Genomic DNA, 17,832 nt, shown 5'->3' on the forward strand with positions numbered 1-17,832 from the left:
ATTGCGAGCACCGCGCAACGACGCAATTCGCCCGAAAAATGGATTTATAAACGCCCGGGCCTGAAACCAAACACCTCTGATTGACCCTGAAAATGGCATTGATCGTTCATAAATACGGCGGCACGTCGATGGGCTCCACCGAGCGCATCCGCAACGTGGCCAAACGTGTGGCCAAGTGGGCCCGGGCCGGCCACCAGATGGTCGTCGTCCCCAGTGCCATGAGTGGCGAAACCAACCGCCTGCTGGGCCTGGCCAAGGAACTGGCGCCCGCCAAGGCCGGCGACGCCTACAGCCGCGAACTCGACGCCCTGGCCGCCACCGGCGAACAGGCCTCCAGCGCGCTGCTGGCCATCGCGCTGCAGGCCGAAGGCATGCAGGCCGTGAGCTATGCCGGCTGGCAGGTCACCATCAAGACCAACAACGCCTACACCAAGGCCCGCATCGAGTCCATTGACGACGAACGCGTGCGCGCCGACCTCGATGCCGGCAAGGTCGTCATCATCACCGGCTTCCAGGGCGTGGACGAGGGCGGCAACGTCACCACGCTGGGCCGCGGCGGCTCGGACACTTCGGCGGTGGCGATTGCCGCGGCGCTCAAGGCGCACGAATGCCTGATCTACACCGACGTCGACGGCGTCTACACCACCGACCCGCGCGTGGTGCCCGAGGCGCGCCGCCTGCACACCGTGAGCTTCGAGGAGATGCTGGAGATGGCCTCCATGGGCTCCAAGGTGCTGCAGATCCGCTCGGTCGAATTCGCCGGCAAGTACAAGGTGCCGCTGCGCGTGCTGTCCAGCTTCACCGAATGGGACATCGACATCAACGAAGAAGCCAAGTCAGGCACTTTGATCAGCTTTGAGGAAGACGAAAACATGGAACAAGCCATCGTATCGGGCATCGCTTTCAACCGCGATGAAGCCAAAATCTCCGTGCTCGGCGTGCCAGACACCCCCGGCATCGCCTACCAGATCCTGGGCGCCATCGCCGACGCCAACATCGAAGTCGACGTCATCATCCAGAACATCAGCAAAGACGGCAAGACCGATTTCAGCTTCACCGTCCACCGCAACGACTACTCCAAGGCCGTCGACCTGCTCAAGACCCAGGTGGTCCCCAAGCTGGGCGCGCAGGAAGTCACCGGCGACGCCAAGATCTGCAAGGTCAGCATCGTCGGCATCGGCATGCGCAGCCACGTCGGCATCGCCAGCAAGATGTTCCGCGTGCTGAGCGAGGAGGGCATCAACATCCAGATGATCTCCACCAGCGAGATCAAGACCTCCGTGGTCATCGACGAGAAGTACATGGAGCTCGCGGTGCGCGCCCTGCACAAGGCTTTTGACCTGGACCAGCCTTCCGCCTGAAAATGGCCTGGAAGTCGTGAGATAATCGATTTATTGGAAACGTGACCGAGTGGCCGAAGGTGCTCCCCTGCTAAGGGAGTATGGGGTGTAGAGCCTCATCGAGGGTTCGAATCCCTCCGTTTCCGCCAAGACTACCGACTCTCTCCGCAAGGAGGAGTCGGTTTTTTTTGCGCTCAATTTCTGCAATCGTGCTCATCACACCAAGATGCGCTTCAAGCGCGAAGTATGCGATCTCAGTTGTGCCGGGCCAGGTGCCTCCGCAGCCCCTTGGCCCTTGGCATGTCGCCGGTCACTGTTCGGGTGATTGCATGACGGTCGCGGTGGTGGAGCTATGCCCGCATCGGCACAAACTGCCGTACACCTGCAGCTTGTTCAAGCGAAATTCCGTATCGAGCGCCTATACGTGGTTTTCAAAATCCGCTCTGTCGTGGGCAAGGCTATCCCGCTGCTTGTCGAGTTGCGTTGCGGCCTTGCGGTCTTGTCGTCCAAAGATGGCGCCGACCATAACCAGGGCGGCGACCGCTGCGAGTAACAGCCAAAGTAGCGTAGTTTCAAGATCGTTCATTGTTTCCGTACTCCCAAAATCTATTGTTTTGTCAACTTGGGACGTTAGAAGCTTGAGTCACTTCCGTCTGTGTGCCGAGACACATAAGAGCACATCGGCTGTAGTCAAAAGCATTGGTTTGGAGGCGAAATAGTGTTTCTCGGCCACAAGATTTTTCGGGCGCATCCCTACAAAGGCATCGGATACATCCGACAGACCGAAGCCTGGCCATGAATACCGTGGAGCTTGCGGACCATTCCGCACGCGTGCCACCTTTGAAGGAGGATGCCATGGCTGAGCAGATTGCCCGGGCGGAGATGCTTATCCGGCGTCCCGCACCAGACGTATTCGATGCCTTCGTCCAACCCGAACTCATTAAAAAGTTCTGGCTGAAAGACACCACCGGCCCGCTCGGCCAGGGCGCCCAGGTCGAGTGGGAATTCATGGTGCCCGGCGCCACGGAGCGCGTGCAGGTCGCTGCCTTCGATGCGCCGCGCCGCATCGCCTTCACCTGGCGCGAGGGCGGGCTGGACGTCGACATGGCCTTCTCTGAGGAATTGCCAGGCATCACGACCGCCAGTGTGGAAGTCCGGGGCTTTGAGCGCGACGGCGGCACGGACCCTGTGGTCAACGCCACCGAGGGATTCAGCATCGTCTTGTGCGACCTGAAGGTTCTTCTTGAAACAGGGGCCTCGCCTGGCCTGGTGAAAGACAAGGCGGAGCTGGTAGCCCGTGCTCGCGGCGCCTGATCCTTCCATTGAACGGGCAACAGGCGCGTAAAGCCCGCCTCCCCAACACAGTGCACAAAATCTTACGGTTCTGTCAGCGCCAGGCTGAAGCCGGGACATGGATTTTTCCCACGTCCGCCCTTGTGCGGCTAGGGAAAATCAAAGCATGTCCAAGCTCCGCCCGCAGCAAGCCCGCAAATTGCCCTCCGATACAAGAGGCTGGAGCATGGCGCAGCTTGCCGGGCTGCTGGCGATCATCGCGCTGGTCTTCTCGGTGTGTGTGGTCGCCTATGTGGCCATGCAATTGCTGTAGGCCGGATGCGTCTGAATTTTCGGCGGTCCGCCTTAACTCGCCGCTACCAGGGAAGCCGCGAGCTGGCCCACCCTGGCCAGCGTGGCATCACGCTGCGCCGCCGCTTGTTTCGTTTCCGTAAGGTAGGCCGCCACCAGCAACGGCGCGCGTCCCCCTGGCGGCCATAACAGGCCCACATCGTTGGTGGAACCGCGGGCGCCGGAGCCGGTCTTGTCGCCGACACGCCAGCCGGGCGGCAGCAGGGCGCGCAGGCGGCGGTCGCCGGTGGTGTTGCCTTGCAGCCATTGGACGATCAGCTGGCGCGACGCGTCCGACAGCGCCGGGCCCAGCGTGAGCTTGCGCACGGTCTCCAGCATGGCCTCGGGCGTCGTGGTGTCGCGTGGGTCGCCGGGTATCGCTTCGTTAAGTTCGGGCTCCATGCGGTCCAGCCGCGTCACGCCGTCGCCCAGGCCGCGCAGATAGGCCGTGAGCCCGGCCGGGCCGCCGAAGCTGGCCAGCATCAGGTTGGCGGCGGCATTGTCGCTGACGATGATCGACGCCTCGCACAGCGCCGCCATGGGCAGGCCTTGCGGGCCTACGTGCAGCTGTGTGGTGGGCGAGTGGGGCAGGATGTCGCCGGCCGCGATGGGAATCCTGCGCGCCAGCTGCTCCTGGCCCGCATCCACGCGGTGCAGCACCAGGGCGGCCGCCAGCAGCTTGAAAGTGCTGCACAGGGGAAAGCGCTCTGCGGCGCGGTAGCCGTAGCTGGCGCCGCTGCCGGTGTCGAGGATGGAAACGCCCAGCCGGCCGCCGCTGGCCTGCTCGATGGCGGCCAGCCGCCGGGTCATGGCCGCCGGGGAGGCGTTGGCGGGGCGGGCATCCGCACCCAATGATTTCTGGGTGTAAGCGGACAGGCCCACCGCTACCATAAATCCGCCCAACGCGCCTGAAAATTGCCGTCTTTGCATGAAATTTCCTCTGAGATTTGATAGACAAGGCGGTGACGATAACAAGGGCCTGGTGAGAGGGCAATCGGCAATAATCGAGGCCATCCATAAGTAAATCTGGGGCTAAGACAGCGATGCATCTCCCTCTCAATGCCTTGCGCGCCTTTGAGGTGTCGGCCCGGCACCTGAGCTTTACCCGCGCCGCCGACGAGCTGAACGTGACGCAGACGGCGATCAGCCAGCATGTGAAGAACCTCGAGGAGCGCATGGGCGTGCCGCTGTTTCGCCGGCTGCCGCGCGGGCTGGCGCTGACCGACGAGGGCCTGGCGCTGCTGCCGGTGCTGGCGGAATCCTTCGGCCGCATGGGCTCGGTGCTGGAGCAGTTCAAGGACGGGCAATTCCGTGAAGTGCTGACAGTGGGGGCCGTCGGCACCTTCGCCGTGGGCTGGCTGATTCCGCGCCTGCGCGACTTCCAGCGGGCGCATCCCTTCATCGACTTCCGCCTCTTCACCAACAACAACCGGGTCGACCTGGCCGGCGAGGGCCTGGACTATGCGATCCGCTTCGGCGATGGCGCCTGGCACGGCACCGAGGCCGAGCCCCTGCTGGCGTCGCCTTTATCAGCCATGTGCTCGCCCGCGATAGCCCAGGGCTTGCGCGAACCCGCCGACCTGGCCCGGGAACTGCTGCTGCGCTCTTACCGGGCCGATGAATGGGCGCGCTGGTTTGCCGCGGCCGGTGCCGCCTGTCCGCTGGTCAGGGGTGTGGTGTTTGATTCGTCTCTCACCATGGCCGAGGCGGCCGCGCAGGGCGCCGGCGTGGCGCTGTTGCCGGTGAACATGTTCGCGCGCGAGTTGCGCGGCGGGCGCCTGGTGCGGCCGTTCGCGGCGGAGATAGAAACCGGCGGCTACTGGCTGACCCGGCTCAAATCGCGGCGGGCCACGGCCGGCATGCGCATCTTCAGGGACTGGCTGCTGGCGGCAGCCGCGGCCGAAGTGTGATTCGCGGGCGTGCCCGTCTCACCACTGCGTGGAGCCCGCGGCCCGCTCGACTTCCTCGAGCGCGTAGCGGGTGAACTCCTCAATCTCGTTGGACTTGTCGAACACCGCATCGGCGCCTATCGCCAGGCAGCGTTCACGCACGGCGGGCGTGGCGTAGTTGGTGAGCACAATCACTTTTTGCCGCAAGTCCCTCTCGCGGCAATTCATCACCACGCCCAGGCCGCTGCCTTCGAGCAGGAACAGGTCCACGATGGCGAGGTCCCAGGAGGCCTTGTTGCCCTTGAGCCATTGAATGGCTTCGGTTTCGCTGCTGGCCCATCCGACGATGCGCGCGCGCGCCAATTCCTCCAGCGATTCCGCGAGGCTGTCGCGGATGACGGGGCTGTCTTCAACCAGGTAGATTCTGAGGCGCATGCGGCTTGGGGTACCAGGGGTTCAGGTCCGGGAGGATACGCTGCAGTGTACTGAGCGGACGCTCATTCCGGACTCGGGAAAAACACGAGCCCGTGATTTTGAAACAAAGCGTGAATAATGCCCACGCCGCGCGCCGCAAGCGTGCTTTTACGGGCCGAAGCCGGCCGCAAAAGTCGCGTTCGCCATAATCCGCGGTGTTCCCCGCCGAAACAGACCACGGAATCCACCATGCGCCTGCGCCACATCGAAGTCTTCAACGCCGTCATGCTGACCGGCAGTGTGAGCGGGGCCGCGCGCCTGATCAATGTCACGCAGCCGGCCGTGAGCCGCATCCTGCAGCATGCGGAACTGCAACTGGGCTTCGCGCTGTTCCAGCGCAGCAAGGGCAGGCTGACGCCGACGTCCGAAGCGCTGACGCTGTACCCGCACATCGAGCGCCTGTTCGCGCAGCTCGACGAAGTGCAGCGCCTGGCCGCCAACCTCAAGACCGGCGACAGCGCCAAAGAGCTGCGCATCCTGACGGTGCTGGCGCTGAGCTATGAAATCCTGCCGCACGCCATCAAGCTGTTTCGCGTCAAGCATGCCGACGTGGCCATCACGCTGCAGGCCCTGCATTCGCCGCAAATCGTTTCGGCCCTCGCTTTGCAGGAGGCCGACGTCGGTTTTCTCTTCAGCCCGGTCGCGCATTCAGCGCTCGCGCAGGAGCACCTGGCCGACGGCCGCATGGTGTGCGTGGCGCCCAAGGGCATGCTGGCTTCGCGCCTGGTCAAGCGCGGCAGCGTTACGCTGGCCGACCTGGGCAAGTCGCCGGTGGTCGGGCTGGACGCGCTGGACCCGGTGGGCCGCAGCCTCAACCAGGCCTGCCGCGAGGCCGGCGTGGGCCTGCAATTCCCCATCACGGTGCAGACCTACCACTCGGCGCTGGCGCTGGCCCACCATGGGCTGGGCATTGCCGTGATCGACACCTGCACCGCGGCCTCGGCCGATCCGTCGCGCGTGGATGTGCTCGAGCTTGAGCCCTTGATTCCCGTGCCCATCAAGGCCCTGCTGCCGGCCGGCAAACCGGGCTCGGTGGCCGTCAGGGCCTTTGTGCGCTGCTTCCAGCAGGCCTTGACGCAGCGCGCCTGAGCGCCCTGGGTGATCAGTGCCCGATCATGCGGGCGATGCGCTGCGCCGAACCAAACGCCAGGGTGAAACCCAGGGCGCCGTGCCCGGTGTTGAACAGCAGGTTGTCCGGCCCCTTGGCGTGCCGGCCTATCACCGGCAGGCCGGTGGGCGTGGCCGGGCGCATGCCGGCCCAGGGATTCAATTCGCCGAAATGGCTGCAGGCCGGAAACACCGTCTGGGTCGAGGTTTGCAGTGACGCGATCTGCGCCGGGTCTATGGCCGTGTCGTAGCCCGAGAGTTCGGCCATGCCGGCCACGCGCAGGCGCGAACCGATGCGGGCGAACACCACCTTGCGCGCGCTGTCGGTCACGTTGACCGAGGGCGCGGCATGCTCTTCGGGGGCGACATCCACGGTGATGCTGTAGCCCTTGAGCGGGTAGACCGGCAGGTGCAGGCCCAGGCCCCGGGCCATCAAGGCCGACTCGGCCCCCAGCGCCATGACAAAGCGCTCGGCTTCGATGTGGCCTTGCGGTGTGGACACGGCGGCGATGGACTTGCCGCGCTGCACCATCTGCTCGACCGGCGTGCCCAGCAAAAAGCGCACGCCCATGCGGCGCAGCACCGCAAGCAGGGCGTCGCAGGTCTTCTGGCAGTCGGCGGCGCATTCGCCGGGTGTGTAAATGGCGCCGGCGATCTGCGCGTGGCGGCTTTTCAGCGCGGGCTCAATCTCCACGCAGCGATCGGCGTCGACGGCTTCCTGCGTGCTGCCCAGTTCGCGCTGCAGCAGCATTTGGCGGCGGGCGGCCGCGAAGGCATCCTCGCCGGAATACAGCACCAGCTTGCCGGTGGCGGAGAAATCGCAATCGAGTTTTTCCTCGGCCATCATGGCGTCGAAGGACTGGCGGCTCAGCGCCGCCAGCGACAGCAACTGACCCGTGGTGTCGCGCGAGGTCTTGCTGTTGCACGCGGCCAGGAACTGAAGCCCCCAGAGCCATTGGTGCATGTCCAGGCGCGGGCGCAGCTTGAATGGCGAGGAGGGCGACAGCAGCAGCTTGGGCAACTGCCGCCAGATGGCCGGGTCGGCCAGCGGCTGGACGTAGGAGTAGCTCAGTTGGGCGCCGTTGCCGCCGCTGGCACCGCTGCCGGGGCTGGCGCGGTCCACCACCGTGACCTCATGGCCGGCGCGGCGCAAGCTGTAGGCGGTCGCGAGTCCCACGATTCCCGCACCGAGCACGCACACATGCATAAAAACCTTTTTTTTGTTCCTTGGATGGGCGCCACTGTACGCAGCGCGCGCGGCTTTGAACAATGCTGAATTCGCCACCGGCCATGACCTGCGGTTATGCCTTTGGCCCCCGTGGCGATGCGATTGGGTAAACCATGAGTTTTTGTCATGGGTTTGCCGTGAAAATGAATGGCACGTATCGTGCTGGTGTTCCTACACTAGCGATGCCAGTTTCCCGAAACGACCCACCTACCGCCCCCGAAAGGACAAGCATGAAATTGACCCACCTCATGACCGCCGTGCTGCTGACAGCCGGCCTGACCGCCACCGCAGGTGCGCAGACCGCGTCGACGCTGAAAAAGGTCGCCGACAGCAACAAGATCACGGTGTCCTACCGCGAGGCATCGGTGCCCTTCAGCTACCTGATCGGCTCCAAGACCTCCGTGGGCTTTTCCGCGGAACTGACCGAAGCCATCATCGACGACGTCCGCAAGAAGCTCAAGAAGCCCAACCTGGAAGTCTCCTACATGCCGGTGACGTCGCAGAACCGCATCCCGCTGCTGGTCAACGGCACTTACGACCTGGAGTGCGGCTCGACCACCAACAACAGCGCGCGCGGCAAGGACGTGGCCTTTGCCATCAACCATTTCTACACCGGCACGCGGCTGCTGGTCAAAAAATCGTCCGGCATCAAGAACTACGCCGACCTGGCCAAAAAGACGGTGGCCAGCACGACCGGCACCACCAACGCACAGGTGATCCGCAAGTACAGCGCCGACAAAAAGCTGGACATGCAGCTGATCCTGGGCAAGGACCATGACGATTCGCTTCTGCTCGTTGAAAGCGACCGCGCCGTGGCTTTTGCCATGGACGATATCCTGCTGTTCGGCCTGATGGCCAACTCCAAGAACCCGGCGTCGCTCGAAGTTGTCGGCGACTCGCTGCAGGTCGAGCCCTATGCCTGCATGCTGCGCAAGGACGACCCCGAGTTCAAGAAGCTGGTCGACGGCACCATCACCCGCCTGATGAAGTCCGGCGAGTTCGCCAAGATGTACGCCAAGTGGTTCACCTCGCCAATCCCACCGAAGGGCGTGAACCTGAACCTGCCCATGAGCGAAGAACTCAAGGCCAACCTGAAAGCGCTGAGCGACAAGCCGGCGATGTAAGCCTCTCGCGGGGAGCGCCGTTGCGCCGCTCCCCGCTGATGGCTTCAGGTCATCCGCTGCCGTGGCCCTGCCGGGCCGGCAGCCTTCCCCCTCAAAAACAAGACCGGTCGGGAGCCCTGCGGCTCCAGGCGGCCTGCGTTCGTCCGGATTTTTGGTTTTTTCGATCCTCAAGCACTGAAAGGCAAGACATGAACAGAACCCGCGTGGTCGGCATCCTGGGCGGCATGGGTCCGGCCGCGGGCGCGGATTTCGCGCGCCTGTTTGTCCAGGCCTGCGCGAACCACATGCGCGCCTTGGACATCCCAGTGTCGGACCAGGGCTTTCCCGAGCACTGGCTGGCCCAGGTACCGGTGCCCGACCGCAGCACGGCGCTGGAGTCGCCCGGGCCGGGCGGCCACCAGCCGCTGGACCCGATGCTGCAGGCCATGGGTAAACTCGCGGCGCTGGGCGCCACCACAGTGGCGGTAGCCTGCAACACGGCCCATGCCTGGCACGGCCAGCTGCAGGAGCGCTTTCCGCAGCTCGAAGTCCTGCACGTGGCCCGCGAGGTCGCGCAGACGCTGGCCGCGCGCGGCGTGCGGGAAGTGGGCCTGCTGGCCACCGAAGGCACTTACCGCGCCGGCCTTTACGACCAGGCGCTGCGCCAGGCGGGGCTGCAATGCCATATTCCTTCGGCGGATGAACGCGAACGCCTGATGCGCGGCATCTACGACGGCGTGAAGGTGGGCAATATGGCCCTGGCGCGTGAGCGTTTCACCGGCGTCGCCGAAGCGCTGGCCGCGCGGCATGGGCTTTCCACACTGATCCTGGGCTGCACCGAAATACCGCTGGCGCTCAGCGCGGTGCCCGGCATGGAAGCGCTGGACCTGGTGGACCCGGCCGCGTTGCTGGCGCAGACTTTGGCGCAGCGGGCCTACGCAACGGTTTAGAGACGCTCAGAAAGCCCAGCGAAGCGGTCCTGGCTAGGCGCGTCGCCGCAGACAGTGCACCTGCACGGCAAGGCGGCGCAACAACGCCAGGGGGGCTTTATGAGTGGCTCTTAGTCGGCGGAGGCGCTCCAGCGGTTGTTCCAGGCCTTGTCGAGCGTGCGCCGGTCGCGTTTGGTGGGGCGGCCGTGCTCCTGGGCGCCGGCCGGGTCGCCCGCCAGGCGGCGCTGCTCGGCCGCCTCGGCTTTCAGGCGCAGGCTTTCCTCGGTTTCTTCATAGAGTTGCTGGGCCACCGGGGCTGAGCCGCGCTGGCTGCTGATACCGCGTACCACCACGGTGCGGTTGACCTGGCCCTGGCGCAGTGACACGGTATCGCCGGACTTGACCTCGCGCGCCGGCTTGGCTTCGGCGCCGTTGACTGTGACCCGGCCCTTGTCGATTTCCTCGACCGCAAGGGCCCGGGTTTTGTAAAAGCGGGCTGCCCACAGCCATTTGTCGATGCGCAATTTATCCATTGGCGCCTATTTTGGCCTACCGCGCGTTGTCCTGCGTAGGAGCGCACCGCGTGCTCACGTCGTGGGCAGGCGGACCACCGCGTCCAGCCCGGTCACCTGGCCGTGCACGACCCGGTTTTCCAGGGTGATGCTGCCGTGCATGGTCTCGACGATCTCGCGGCAGATGGCCAGGCCCAGGCCGGAGCCGTGGCGCACGTCGCCAGCCGAAAACGGCTCGTAAAGTCGCGCCGACAGCTCGGCCGACACGCCGGGGCCGCTGTCGCTGAGCGTCATCGCGACAAAGCTGGCATCGCGCACGATGCGCACGGCCAGCGTGCCGCCGGCCGGCGTGTGCTTGATGGCGTTGTGCAGCAGGTTGCGCGTGAGCTCGCCCAGCATCCATTCGTGCGACCGGACCTGGGCGGGCACGGTTTCAATCTCGAAATCGATGTCTTTTTCGGCGATCAGCGGCGACAGGTCCAGCGCCACCGAGCGCACCACCTGCGCCAGGTCTATGGCCTGCAGGTCGGCCTGCTGGCGCAGCTGCTCCACCTTGGCCAGGGCCAGCATCTGGTTGGCCAGCAGGGTGGCGCGGTCCACGGTCTGGTTGATTTCGCCGAGCGCGTCGCGCGCCTCCATGTCGCCGCGCAGCGCCGACTGCACCTGCACCTTGAGCACCGCCAGCGGCGTGCGCAGCTGGTGGGCCGCGTCCCGCACAAAGCGCTTCTGGTTGTCCAGCAGGTGCTGCAGGCGGCCCATGACCTGGTTGGTCGCCTCGATCAGCGGCAGCAGCTCGCGCGGCGCGTCGGGCGCGGCGATGGCCGTCAGGTCGCCCTCGGGGCGCGCCTTGAGTTCGGCGCTGAGCCGGCGCACCGGGCGGGTAGCACGCTGCACCACCACCACCGCGACCAGGGCGATCACCGCCAGCAGGATGGCCTGGCGCCACAAGGTGTCGAACAGGATCTTGCGCGCCAGCGTCTTGCGCAGCTCCAGCGTCTCGGCCACCTGCACCACCGCCATGGCCCGGCCCTTGCCGCTGGCCACCGGCTGCAGCAGCACGGCCACGCGGACCGGTTCGTCGCGGAACACGTCGTCGTAAAAATCCACCAGCGCCGAATACGGCGGGCGGATCGGGATCTCGCCGTGCCAGAAAGGCAGCTGCGCAAAACCGGACACCACGTCCCCCTTGAGGCTGGACACCCGGTAGAACAGGCGGCTCTGGTTGTCGGCCTCGAAGGCTTCCAATGCGGCATAGGGCACGGTCACGCGCAGCTCCGACTGCTCGTCGTAACCGGTCACGTCCAACTGCTCGCCGATGGACTTGGCCGAGGCCAGCAGGGTGCGGTCATAGGCGGTGTTGACCGCGGCCAGCGCCTGGCGGTACAGGCTGGCGGTGTTCACGATGATCAGCACGCCGACGGGAAGCAGGATGCCGGTCAGCAGATACCGCCTTAGCGAGATGGCTCTCGTCCCTGTCGTGGCGCTTGTCACGTATCCACTTTCAGCAGGTAGCCCAGGCCGCGCAGCGTGACCAGCGTGACGCCGGTGTGCGCGAGCTTCTTGCGCAGGCGGTAGACCACCACTTCGACGGCCTCGTACTGCACGTCGGTTTCGCCGGGAAACACCAGCTCGAAGAGCCGCTCCTTGGACACGGCGTGGCCCGGCTTGGCGATCAGGGTCTGCAGCAGGGCCAGTTCGCGCGGCGTGAGTTCCAGCACCTGGTCGCGGTGGTAGATGGCGCCGCTTTCCCTGTCATAACGCAGGTGGCCGACGAACTGCGGCGCGGCGCCGGGCTCCGCCCCGGTCGATGGGCGACGCCGGCTCAGGGCGCGCAGCCGCGCCTCGAGCTCGTCCAGGTCAAAGGGCTTGGGCAGGTAGTCGTCGGCGCCGGTGTTCAGGCCGACGATGCGGTCGCCGACGGTGCCGCGGGCCGTGAGGATCAGCACCGGCGTCGTCAGGCCCTGGCCGCGCGCCTGGGCCAGCACCTGCAGGCCGTCCAGGCCGGGCAGGGTCAGGTCCAATACCACGACGTCGGGCTGTGTGGCCTTCCACTGCGCCAGGGCCTGGCGCCCATCGGTGCAGCCGGAGACCTCCATGCCGCGCCGGCCCAGGGCGCGCTGCAGCGCCACCTGCATGGAGGCGTCGTCCTCCACCAGCAGCAGTTTGACCGTGGGAATCAGCGTGGGCATCATGGGTTAGGGCCTGTTAACAGGCCCTAGACATTAGCACTTTCCCCAGTCCCGGCGGACAGCCGTTTGACAGCCAGGCGGTGCATGATAGGCGGGTTATCAGCCATCCGGGCGCCCCGGCGCCCCCATTCCACAGGAGACATACATGCGTCGCGATACCTTTCTCAAATCCCTGGCGGCCCTGGCCGCGACCGGTGCCTTGCCCCTGTCGGCCTTCGCGGCCGCCAACGTGAAAATGATGATTCCGGCCAATCCCGGCGGCGGTTGGGACACCACGGGCCGCGCGCTCGGCAAGGCGATGACCGACGCCAAGGTGGCCGACACCGTGACCTACGACAACAAGGGCGGCGCCGCCGGCGCGCTGGGCCTGGCCCAGTTCGTGAACGGCTCCAAGGGCGACCCCAACGCACTGATGGTGATGGGCGCCGTGATGCTGGGCGGCCTGATCACCGGCAAGCCGCCGGTCAGCCTGTCGCAGGCCACGCCGATCGCGCGCCTGTCCAGCGAATACAACGTCTTCGTGTTGCCCGCCAATTCGCCTTTCAAGACCATGAAGGACGTGGTCGACCAGCTCAAGAAGGATCCCGGCAGCGTGAAGTGGGGCGGCGGTTCGCGCGGTTCCACCGAACACATCGCCGCGGCCATGATCGCGCAGAAGGTCGGCGCCGATCCTTCCAAGATCAACTACGTCGCCTTCCGCGGCGGCGGTGAGGCCACGGCGGCCATCCTGGGCGGCAACGTCACGGTGGGCGGCAGCGGCTACAGCGAGTTCGCCGAATACATCAAGGCCGGCAAGATGCGCGCCATCGCCGTGACCTCCGGCAAGCGCCTGCCCGGCGTGGACGTGCCCACGCTCAAGGAGCAGGGCATCGACGTGGAAATCGGCAACTGGCGCGGCGTCTACGGCGCGCCCGGCATCACGGATGCACAGCGCAAGGCCCTGACCGACCTGGTGCTGGCCGCGCTGAAATCGCCGAGCTGGGCCGAAGCCGTCAAGAAGAACGACTGGACGCCGGCCGTGCTGTCGGGTGACGCCTTCGCCAAGTTCGTCGACGACGACTTCGCCGCGCTGCGCGCCACCATGGTCAAGTCCGGCATGGTCTGACCCTTCACGCTTTCGCGTGTAGCGGCGGACGCCGCCCCGGGCTCAAATTGCATGAAATTTGACGAAAGGGCGGCGTACCGCCAGACTGCTTACGTCCGTCCCACGTCTTTCGGGAACTATAACGATGACAACCTCAGATCCCTCGGCCGTCTGGCCGCAAACCCTGGTCGGCGCCGGCGTGCTGCTGACCGGCCTGGCGCTGGCCTTCGGCGCGATCAGCATTTCGTCCGAGGCCGGCTACGGTGGCGTCGGGCCCAACTTCCTCCCTTGGGTGGTCTCGATCGGCCTCACGGTCTGCGGTGCCTGGATCGTCTGGGAAGCGCGCAGCGGCGGTTTTCGCGAGCTCGATGCGCCCCCGGGCGCCGACCAGGCCTACTGGCCGGGTTTCGTCTGGGTCTCGGCGGGGCTGCTGCTCAATGCGGCGCTGATCACCACCATAGGCTTCATCCTGAGCTGCACGCTGTGCTACCTGCTGGCGGTGCAGGGCCTGCGCCGCGCGGGCGGCCAGGCGGGTGTCAATGCGCCGCGCACCTGGGTCACCGACTTTGTGGTGGGCCTGCTGATTTCCGCGCCGGTGTTCTGGATGTTCACGAAGTTCCTGGCCATCAACCTGCCGGGTTTAACCAGCACAGGGTGGATCTGACATGGAAATCTTCAATGCCCTGATGGCGGGTTTCGCCACGGCGATCACGCCGGTCAATTTGCTCTGGTGCCTGGTCGGCTGCGCACTGGGTACGGCCGTGGGCGTGCTGCCCGGCATAGGCCCCGCGGTGGCGGTGGCCATGCTGCTGCCCATCACCGCCAAGGTCGATATCACCGCCTCGATGATCTTCTTCTCTGGCATCTACTACGGTGCCATGTACGGCGGCTCCACCACCTCCATCCTGCTGAACACGCCGGGCGAAACCGCCAGCATGGTCACGGCCATGGAGGGCAACAAGATGGCCAAGAGCGGGCGCGCCGGCGCCGCGCTCGCCACGGCGGCGATCGGCTCGTTTGTGGCCGGCACCATCGCCACCGTCATCGTCACGCTGTTCGCGCCTTTTGTCGCGGAGTTCGCGGTCAAGCTCGGCCCGCCGGAATACTTCCTGCTGATGCTGCTGGCCTTCACCACGGTGAGCGCCGTGCTGGGCAAAAGCACCTTGCGCGGCATGACGGCGCTGTTGATCGGCCTGGCCGCCGGCTGCGTGGGCCTGGACCAGATCTCGGGCCAGGGCCGTTACACCGGGGGCATTCCGGAGCTGCTGGACGGCATTGAAATCGTGCTGGTGGCGGTGGGCCTGTTCGCGGTCGCCGAAGTGCTTTACGCCGTGCTCTATGAGGGCAAAACGGTGGAAGACCAGAACAAGCTCAGCCGCGTGCACATGACCAAGGCCGACTGGAAACGTTCGATCCCGGCCTGGCTGCGCGGCACCGCGATCGGCACGCCTTTCGGCTGCATCCCGGCCGGCGGCACCGAGATACCGACCTTCCTGAGCTATGCCACGGAAAAGAAACTGGCCAGCCCTGACGTCAGGGCCGAGTTCGGCACCAAGGGCGCCATCGAAGGCGTGGCCGGCCCCGAGGCGGCCAACAACGCCACGGTGACGGCGGCGCTGATTCCGCTGCTCACGCTGGGCATCCCGACCTCGAACACCACGGCCATCCTGCTGGGCGCTTTCCAGAACTACGGCATCCAGCCCGGGCCGCAGCTGTTCACCACCTCGGCCGCGCTGGTGTGGGCACTGATCGCCTCGCTCTACATCGGCAACGTCATGCTGCTGGTGCTCAACCTGCCCATGGTGGGCCTGTGGGTCAAGCTGCTGAAGATCCCCAAGCCGCAGCTCTACGCGGGCATCCTGATTTTCGCGACGGTGGGCGCCTACGGCATGCGCCAGAGCGCGTTCGATTTGTTCCTGCTCTACGCCATCGGCCTGCTGGGCGTGCTGATGCGGCGTTTCGACTTTCCCACCGCTCCCGTGGTGGTCGGCATGATCCTGGGCCCCCTGGCCGAGGCGCAGCTGCGCAACGCCGTGTCGATAGGCGAGGGTAGCGCCATGGTGTTCTTCCAGCGCCCCATGTCGATCACGCTGGTCGTGATCGTGGTGGCGGTGCTGGTGTTGCCGCGGCTGGCCAAGTACTGGACGACGAGGAAAACCGCAAGCTGAAAGTTCCAACCACAGAAGGAGACGACATGCTGAACCTCAAACGACGCGCGGCCCTGGGAGGGATAGGGCTGGGACTGGCGACACTGGGCGGGGCCATCCCCGTATGGGCGCAAACGGCGGCCAGGCCGCCGGCGGCGGGCGCCCAGCCCAAATCCCGGGCGGCCAAACTGGCGCCCAAGCTGCGCATCGTGATCCCGGCCAATGCCGGCGGCGGCTGGGACCAGACCGGCCGCGCCCTGGGCACGGCCCTGGTGGGCGCCGGCGCGACGGATGAGATCGAGTATGAAAACAAGGGCGGCAAGGGCGGCACCATCGGCCTGTCCTACTACGCCGAAAAATACAGCGCCGACCCCAACACCCTGCTGATGGGCGGCATGGTCATGGTGGGCGCGGTCGCCCTGCAGAAGCCGGCCGTCGACATGAGCCGCATCCGGCCGATCGCGCGCCTGACCAGCGACTACCTCGTGGTGGTGGTTGCCGCCAATTCGCCGGTGCGCACCATCGCCGACCTGGCCGGGCGCATGCGCGCCAATCCCAAGGACGTGCCCATCGCGGGCGGCTCCGCCGGCGGCGTGGACCATGTATTCGCCGGCGTGTTCACCCGCGCGGCCGGCAGCAAGCCGGAAGAGCTGGTCTACCTGCCCTTTGCCGGCGGCGCCGAGGTGGTGCAGGCGGTACTCGGCGGCAAGGCCGCGGCCGGCATCTCGGGCTACAGCGAATTCGCCGACGAACTGGCCAGCGGCAAGCTGCGCGCCATCGGCGTGTCGTCCAAGCGCACGGTGTTCGGCATTCCCGCCATCCGCGAGCAGGGGGTGGACGTGGACATGGCCAACTGGCGCGGCGTGTTCACCGGCCAGAACGTGACCGAAGCCCGCCAGGCGGAAATGCTGGAGGCCGTGAAGGCTGCCGCCGGCCATGAGTCCTGGCAGAAAACGCTGAAGCAGAACCACTGGGAGTCTTCGCTGCTGTCGGGCCCCAGCCTCGCGAGCTTCATCGATTTCGACCTGACCACCTCGCGGGTCATGGTGCACCTGCTCAAGCTCAAGGCCTGAGTCGCGCGCACGCCCGGTTGCGTGCCGGGCCCTGCGCCGCGCTGGTGCGCGCTACGCGTGGCATGGAAAGTGCTGGATGCAAGCGACCGGGTACTGGATGAAACACCTAGCCATTGCCTGAAAACTGCATCTACCATGGCCTTGGAGGGAAAACATGCTGACTATCCAACGACGCACGGTTCTCGGCGGACTCGCCGGGCTTGGAGTGGCTGCACCGCTTTGGGCCCAGACCGCGCCCAAGGGCAAACTGGCGCCCAAGCTGCGCATCGTCATTCCCGCCATGTCCCGCACCGCGCTCGATGAAGCCGGCCGCGCCCTGGGCGATGCCCTGGTCGGCCAGGGCCTGAGCGACGAAATTGAATACGAGAACAAGGAAGGCGGCGGCGGCACCGCCGGCCTCGCCTGGTACGTGCAGAAGTACAACGCCGACCCCAACACGCTTTTGATGGGCGACAGCAACCTCGTCGGCGCGATCGCGCTGCAAAAACCCGCCGTGGACCTGACCAAGGTCAAGCCCGTGGCGCGGCTGACCAGCGACTACCCGGTGGTGGTGGTGGCGGCCGCCTCGCCCATCAAGACCGTCAACGAACTGGTGGAGCGCCTGCGCACCAATGCCAAACAGACAACCATGGCCATAGGCGCCGTCGGCGGCGCCGACCATGTGTTCGCGGGGCTGCTGGCGAAAGCGGCGGGCGCCAGGCCCGAGGACGCGGTCTACCTGCCGTTTGCGCGCAACTTCGAGCTGGTGGACGCGGTGATGGGCGGCAAGGCGGCGGCCGGTGTTTCCAGCTACGGCACCTTCAGGGCGGAACTGGCCGGCGGCAAGCTGCGCGCCCTCGGTGTCTCTTCCAAAAAAGCCGCTTACGGCGTCAAGTCGGTGCGCGAGCAGGGCCTGGACGTCGACCTCACCAACTGGCGCGCCGTGTTCACCGGCGCCGGCGTGCCGGCCGCGCGCCAGGCCGAGATGGTGGAGGGCGTGAAGGCCTCGCTGGCCTATGAGCTCTGGAAGAAGACGCTCAAGGAAAGCCATTGGGAGCAGTCCTGGATGTCGGGGCCGGACCTCGGCAATTTCATCGACTTCGACGTGAAGACGACGCAGCTGATGGTGCAACTGCTCAAGCTCAAAGCCTGAAA

General features: G+C 65.9%; 19 protein-coding genes and 1 tRNA gene. 13 read left to right on the forward strand and 7 right to left on the reverse strand.

Features of this window, described 5'->3' with window-relative positions; translation table 11 throughout:
* The first annotated feature begins 92 nt into the window (after nucleotides 1-92).
* Nucleotides 93-1,361: an aspartate kinase gene (locus tag ACSQ27_RS02895; RefSeq protein WP_436153983.1), complete on the forward strand. Its 1,269-nt coding sequence runs from the start codon at nucleotides 93-95 to the stop codon at nucleotides 1,359-1,361.
* Between the two features lie 35 nt (nucleotides 1,362-1,396).
* Nucleotides 1,397-1,489: transfer RNA gene (locus tag ACSQ27_RS02900), tRNA-Ser, on the forward strand.
* A gap of 269 nt (nucleotides 1,490-1,758) precedes the next feature.
* On the opposite strand, the gene ACSQ27_RS02905 is transcribed toward ACSQ27_RS02900, so the two are convergent.
* Entirely contained in the window at nucleotides 1,759-1,926 is a 168-nt protein-coding gene (locus ACSQ27_RS02905) for a hypothetical protein (protein WP_436153984.1), read from the reverse strand.
* A 269-nt stretch (nucleotides 1,927-2,195) separates the two neighbouring features.
* On the opposite strand from ACSQ27_RS02905, the gene ACSQ27_RS02910 reads away from it, so the two are divergent.
* Both ACSQ27_RS02910 and ACSQ27_RS02915 read left to right on the forward strand, forming a co-directional pair.
* Entirely contained in the window at nucleotides 2,196-2,654 is a 459-nt protein-coding gene (locus tag ACSQ27_RS02910; protein WP_436153985.1) for an SRPBCC domain-containing protein, read from the forward strand.
* Between the two features lie 145 nt (nucleotides 2,655-2,799).
* Nucleotides 2,800-2,946, forward strand: coding sequence for a hypothetical protein (locus ACSQ27_RS02915; protein ID WP_436153986.1), 147 nt, complete (start codon nucleotides 2,800-2,802; stop codon nucleotides 2,944-2,946).
* 32 nt (nucleotides 2,947-2,978) lie between these two features.
* Here the strand turns inward: ACSQ27_RS02915 and bla are convergent, their stop codons facing one another.
* Complete coding sequence (bla, locus tag ACSQ27_RS02920; RefSeq protein WP_436153987.1) at nucleotides 2,979-3,893, reverse strand: class A beta-lactamase; 915 nt, start codon at nucleotides 3,891-3,893, stop codon at nucleotides 2,979-2,981.
* A gap of 113 nt (nucleotides 3,894-4,006) precedes the next feature.
* Here bla and ACSQ27_RS02925 point away from each other — a divergent pair, with 113 nt between their 5' ends.
* Complete coding sequence (locus ACSQ27_RS02925) at nucleotides 4,007-4,873, forward strand: LysR substrate-binding domain-containing protein (protein WP_436153988.1); 867 nt, start codon at nucleotides 4,007-4,009, stop codon at nucleotides 4,871-4,873.
* A gap of 18 nt (nucleotides 4,874-4,891) precedes the next feature.
* Here ACSQ27_RS02925 and ACSQ27_RS02930 read toward each other — a convergent pair whose 3' ends face one another.
* Complete coding sequence (locus ACSQ27_RS02930; RefSeq protein WP_436153989.1) at nucleotides 4,892-5,287, reverse strand: response regulator; 396 nt, start codon at nucleotides 5,285-5,287, stop codon at nucleotides 4,892-4,894.
* A gap of 228 nt (nucleotides 5,288-5,515) precedes the next feature.
* On the opposite strand from ACSQ27_RS02930, the gene ACSQ27_RS02935 reads away from it, so the two are divergent.
* A complete protein-coding gene (locus tag ACSQ27_RS02935) occupies nucleotides 5,516-6,415 on the forward strand; it encodes a LysR family transcriptional regulator (protein ID WP_436153990.1) in 900 nt (299 codons plus the stop codon).
* A gap of 13 nt (nucleotides 6,416-6,428) precedes the next feature.
* On the opposite strand, the gene ACSQ27_RS02940 is transcribed toward ACSQ27_RS02935, so the two are convergent.
* Nucleotides 6,429-7,640, reverse strand: coding sequence for a D-amino acid dehydrogenase (locus ACSQ27_RS02940; protein ID WP_436153991.1), 1,212 nt, complete (start codon nucleotides 7,638-7,640; stop codon nucleotides 6,429-6,431).
* Between the two features lie 251 nt (nucleotides 7,641-7,891).
* Here ACSQ27_RS02940 and ACSQ27_RS02945 point away from each other — a divergent pair, with 251 nt between their 5' ends.
* Both ACSQ27_RS02945 and ACSQ27_RS02950 read left to right on the forward strand, forming a co-directional pair.
* Nucleotides 7,892-8,785: a transporter substrate-binding domain-containing protein gene (locus ACSQ27_RS02945; protein ID WP_436153992.1), complete on the forward strand. Its 894-nt coding sequence runs from the start codon at nucleotides 7,892-7,894 to the stop codon at nucleotides 8,783-8,785.
* A gap of 188 nt (nucleotides 8,786-8,973) precedes the next feature.
* A complete protein-coding gene (locus ACSQ27_RS02950; protein ID WP_436153993.1) occupies nucleotides 8,974-9,714 on the forward strand; it encodes an aspartate/glutamate racemase family protein in 741 nt (246 codons plus the stop codon).
* A gap of 110 nt (nucleotides 9,715-9,824) precedes the next feature.
* On the opposite strand, the gene ACSQ27_RS02955 is transcribed toward ACSQ27_RS02950, so the two are convergent.
* Genes ACSQ27_RS02955 through ACSQ27_RS02965 form a run of 3 tightly spaced genes read right to left on the reverse strand, consistent with a single transcriptional unit; the run spans nucleotide 9,825 to nucleotide 12,397 of the window.
* Nucleotides 9,825-10,226, reverse strand: a complete 402-nt coding sequence (locus tag ACSQ27_RS02955) for an RNA-binding S4 domain-containing protein (protein ID WP_436153994.1) — start codon at nucleotides 10,224-10,226, stop codon at nucleotides 9,825-9,827.
* A 54-nt stretch (nucleotides 10,227-10,280) separates the two neighbouring features.
* On the reverse strand, nucleotides 10,281-11,696 hold the full coding sequence (locus tag ACSQ27_RS02960) for a sensor histidine kinase (protein ID WP_436153995.1): 1,416 nt from the start codon (nucleotides 11,694-11,696) through the stop codon (nucleotides 10,281-10,283).
* Entirely contained in the window at nucleotides 11,693-12,397 is a 705-nt protein-coding gene (locus ACSQ27_RS02965) for a response regulator transcription factor (RefSeq protein ID WP_436153996.1), read from the reverse strand. The genes ACSQ27_RS02960 and ACSQ27_RS02965 overlap by 4 nt, the downstream gene beginning before the upstream one ends.
* Nucleotides 12,398-12,539: 142 nt before the next feature.
* Here ACSQ27_RS02965 and ACSQ27_RS02970 point away from each other — a divergent pair, with 142 nt between their 5' ends.
* The 5 genes from ACSQ27_RS02970 (at nucleotide 12,540) to ACSQ27_RS02990 (ending at nucleotide 17,830) form a co-directional block, all read left to right on the forward strand.
* Complete coding sequence (locus ACSQ27_RS02970) at nucleotides 12,540-13,499, forward strand: Bug family tripartite tricarboxylate transporter substrate binding protein (RefSeq protein WP_436153997.1); 960 nt, start codon at nucleotides 12,540-12,542, stop codon at nucleotides 13,497-13,499.
* Nucleotides 13,500-13,623: 124 nt separating this feature from the next.
* Nucleotides 13,624-14,142, forward strand: a complete 519-nt coding sequence (locus ACSQ27_RS02975) for a tripartite tricarboxylate transporter TctB family protein (protein WP_436153998.1) — start codon at nucleotides 13,624-13,626, stop codon at nucleotides 14,140-14,142.
* 1 nt (nucleotide 14,143) lies between these two features.
* Nucleotides 14,144-15,646, forward strand: a complete 1,503-nt coding sequence (locus ACSQ27_RS02980; protein WP_436153999.1) for a tripartite tricarboxylate transporter permease — start codon at nucleotides 14,144-14,146, stop codon at nucleotides 15,644-15,646.
* A gap of 26 nt (nucleotides 15,647-15,672) precedes the next feature.
* Nucleotides 15,673-16,698: a Bug family tripartite tricarboxylate transporter substrate binding protein gene (locus ACSQ27_RS02985; protein WP_436154000.1), complete on the forward strand. Its 1,026-nt coding sequence runs from the start codon at nucleotides 15,673-15,675 to the stop codon at nucleotides 16,696-16,698.
* A gap of 154 nt (nucleotides 16,699-16,852) precedes the next feature.
* Entirely contained in the window at nucleotides 16,853-17,830 is a 978-nt protein-coding gene (locus tag ACSQ27_RS02990; protein ID WP_436154001.1) for a Bug family tripartite tricarboxylate transporter substrate binding protein, read from the forward strand.
* Nucleotides 17,831-17,832 lie beyond the last annotated feature (2 nt).

The sequence above is a fragment of the Polaromonas sp. LjRoot131 genome (assembly GCF_964252805.1).
Taxonomy (GTDB): Bacteria; Pseudomonadota; Gammaproteobacteria; order Burkholderiales; family Burkholderiaceae_C; genus Polaromonas.

Excerpts from the sequence above, each read along its gene's own strand:
- ACSQ27_RS02990 (WP_436154001.1), top strand. The coding sequence starts at position 16,853 with ATGCTGACTATCCAACGACGCACGGTTCTCGGCGGACTCGCCGGGCTT.
- ACSQ27_RS02905 (WP_436153984.1), bottom strand. The coding sequence starts at position 1,926 with ATGAACGATCTTGAAACTACGCTACTTTGGCTGTTACTCGCAGCGGTC.
- ACSQ27_RS02940 (WP_436153991.1), bottom strand. The coding sequence starts at position 7,640 with ATGCATGTGTGCGTGCTCGGTGCGGGAATCGTGGGACTCGCGACCGCC.
- ACSQ27_RS02975 (WP_436153998.1), top strand. The coding sequence starts at position 13,624 with ATGACAACCTCAGATCCCTCGGCCGTCTGGCCGCAAACCCTGGTCGGC.
- ACSQ27_RS02980 (WP_436153999.1), top strand. The coding sequence starts at position 14,144 with ATGGAAATCTTCAATGCCCTGATGGCGGGTTTCGCCACGGCGATCACG.
- ACSQ27_RS02945 (WP_436153992.1), top strand. The coding sequence starts at position 7,892 with ATGAAATTGACCCACCTCATGACCGCCGTGCTGCTGACAGCCGGCCTG.
- ACSQ27_RS02935 (WP_436153990.1), top strand. The coding sequence starts at position 5,516 with ATGCGCCTGCGCCACATCGAAGTCTTCAACGCCGTCATGCTGACCGGC.
- ACSQ27_RS02970 (WP_436153997.1), top strand. The coding sequence starts at position 12,540 with ATGCGTCGCGATACCTTTCTCAAATCCCTGGCGGCCCTGGCCGCGACC.
- ACSQ27_RS02985 (WP_436154000.1), top strand. The coding sequence starts at position 15,673 with ATGCTGAACCTCAAACGACGCGCGGCCCTGGGAGGGATAGGGCTGGGA.
- ACSQ27_RS02915 (WP_436153986.1), top strand. The coding sequence starts at position 2,800 with ATGTCCAAGCTCCGCCCGCAGCAAGCCCGCAAATTGCCCTCCGATACA.
- bla (WP_436153987.1), bottom strand. The coding sequence starts at position 3,893 with ATGCAAAGACGGCAATTTTCAGGCGCGTTGGGCGGATTTATGGTAGCG.
- ACSQ27_RS02950 (WP_436153993.1), top strand. The coding sequence starts at position 8,974 with ATGAACAGAACCCGCGTGGTCGGCATCCTGGGCGGCATGGGTCCGGCC.
- ACSQ27_RS02925 (WP_436153988.1), top strand. The coding sequence starts at position 4,007 with ATGCATCTCCCTCTCAATGCCTTGCGCGCCTTTGAGGTGTCGGCCCGG.
- ACSQ27_RS02955 (WP_436153994.1), bottom strand. The coding sequence starts at position 10,226 with ATGGATAAATTGCGCATCGACAAATGGCTGTGGGCAGCCCGCTTTTAC.
- ACSQ27_RS02930 (WP_436153989.1), bottom strand. The coding sequence starts at position 5,287 with ATGCGCCTCAGAATCTACCTGGTTGAAGACAGCCCCGTCATCCGCGAC.
- ACSQ27_RS02895 (WP_436153983.1), top strand. The coding sequence starts at position 93 with ATGGCATTGATCGTTCATAAATACGGCGGCACGTCGATGGGCTCCACC.
- ACSQ27_RS02910 (WP_436153985.1), top strand. The coding sequence starts at position 2,196 with ATGGCTGAGCAGATTGCCCGGGCGGAGATGCTTATCCGGCGTCCCGCA.
- ACSQ27_RS02965 (WP_436153996.1), bottom strand. The coding sequence starts at position 12,397 with ATGATGCCCACGCTGATTCCCACGGTCAAACTGCTGCTGGTGGAGGAC.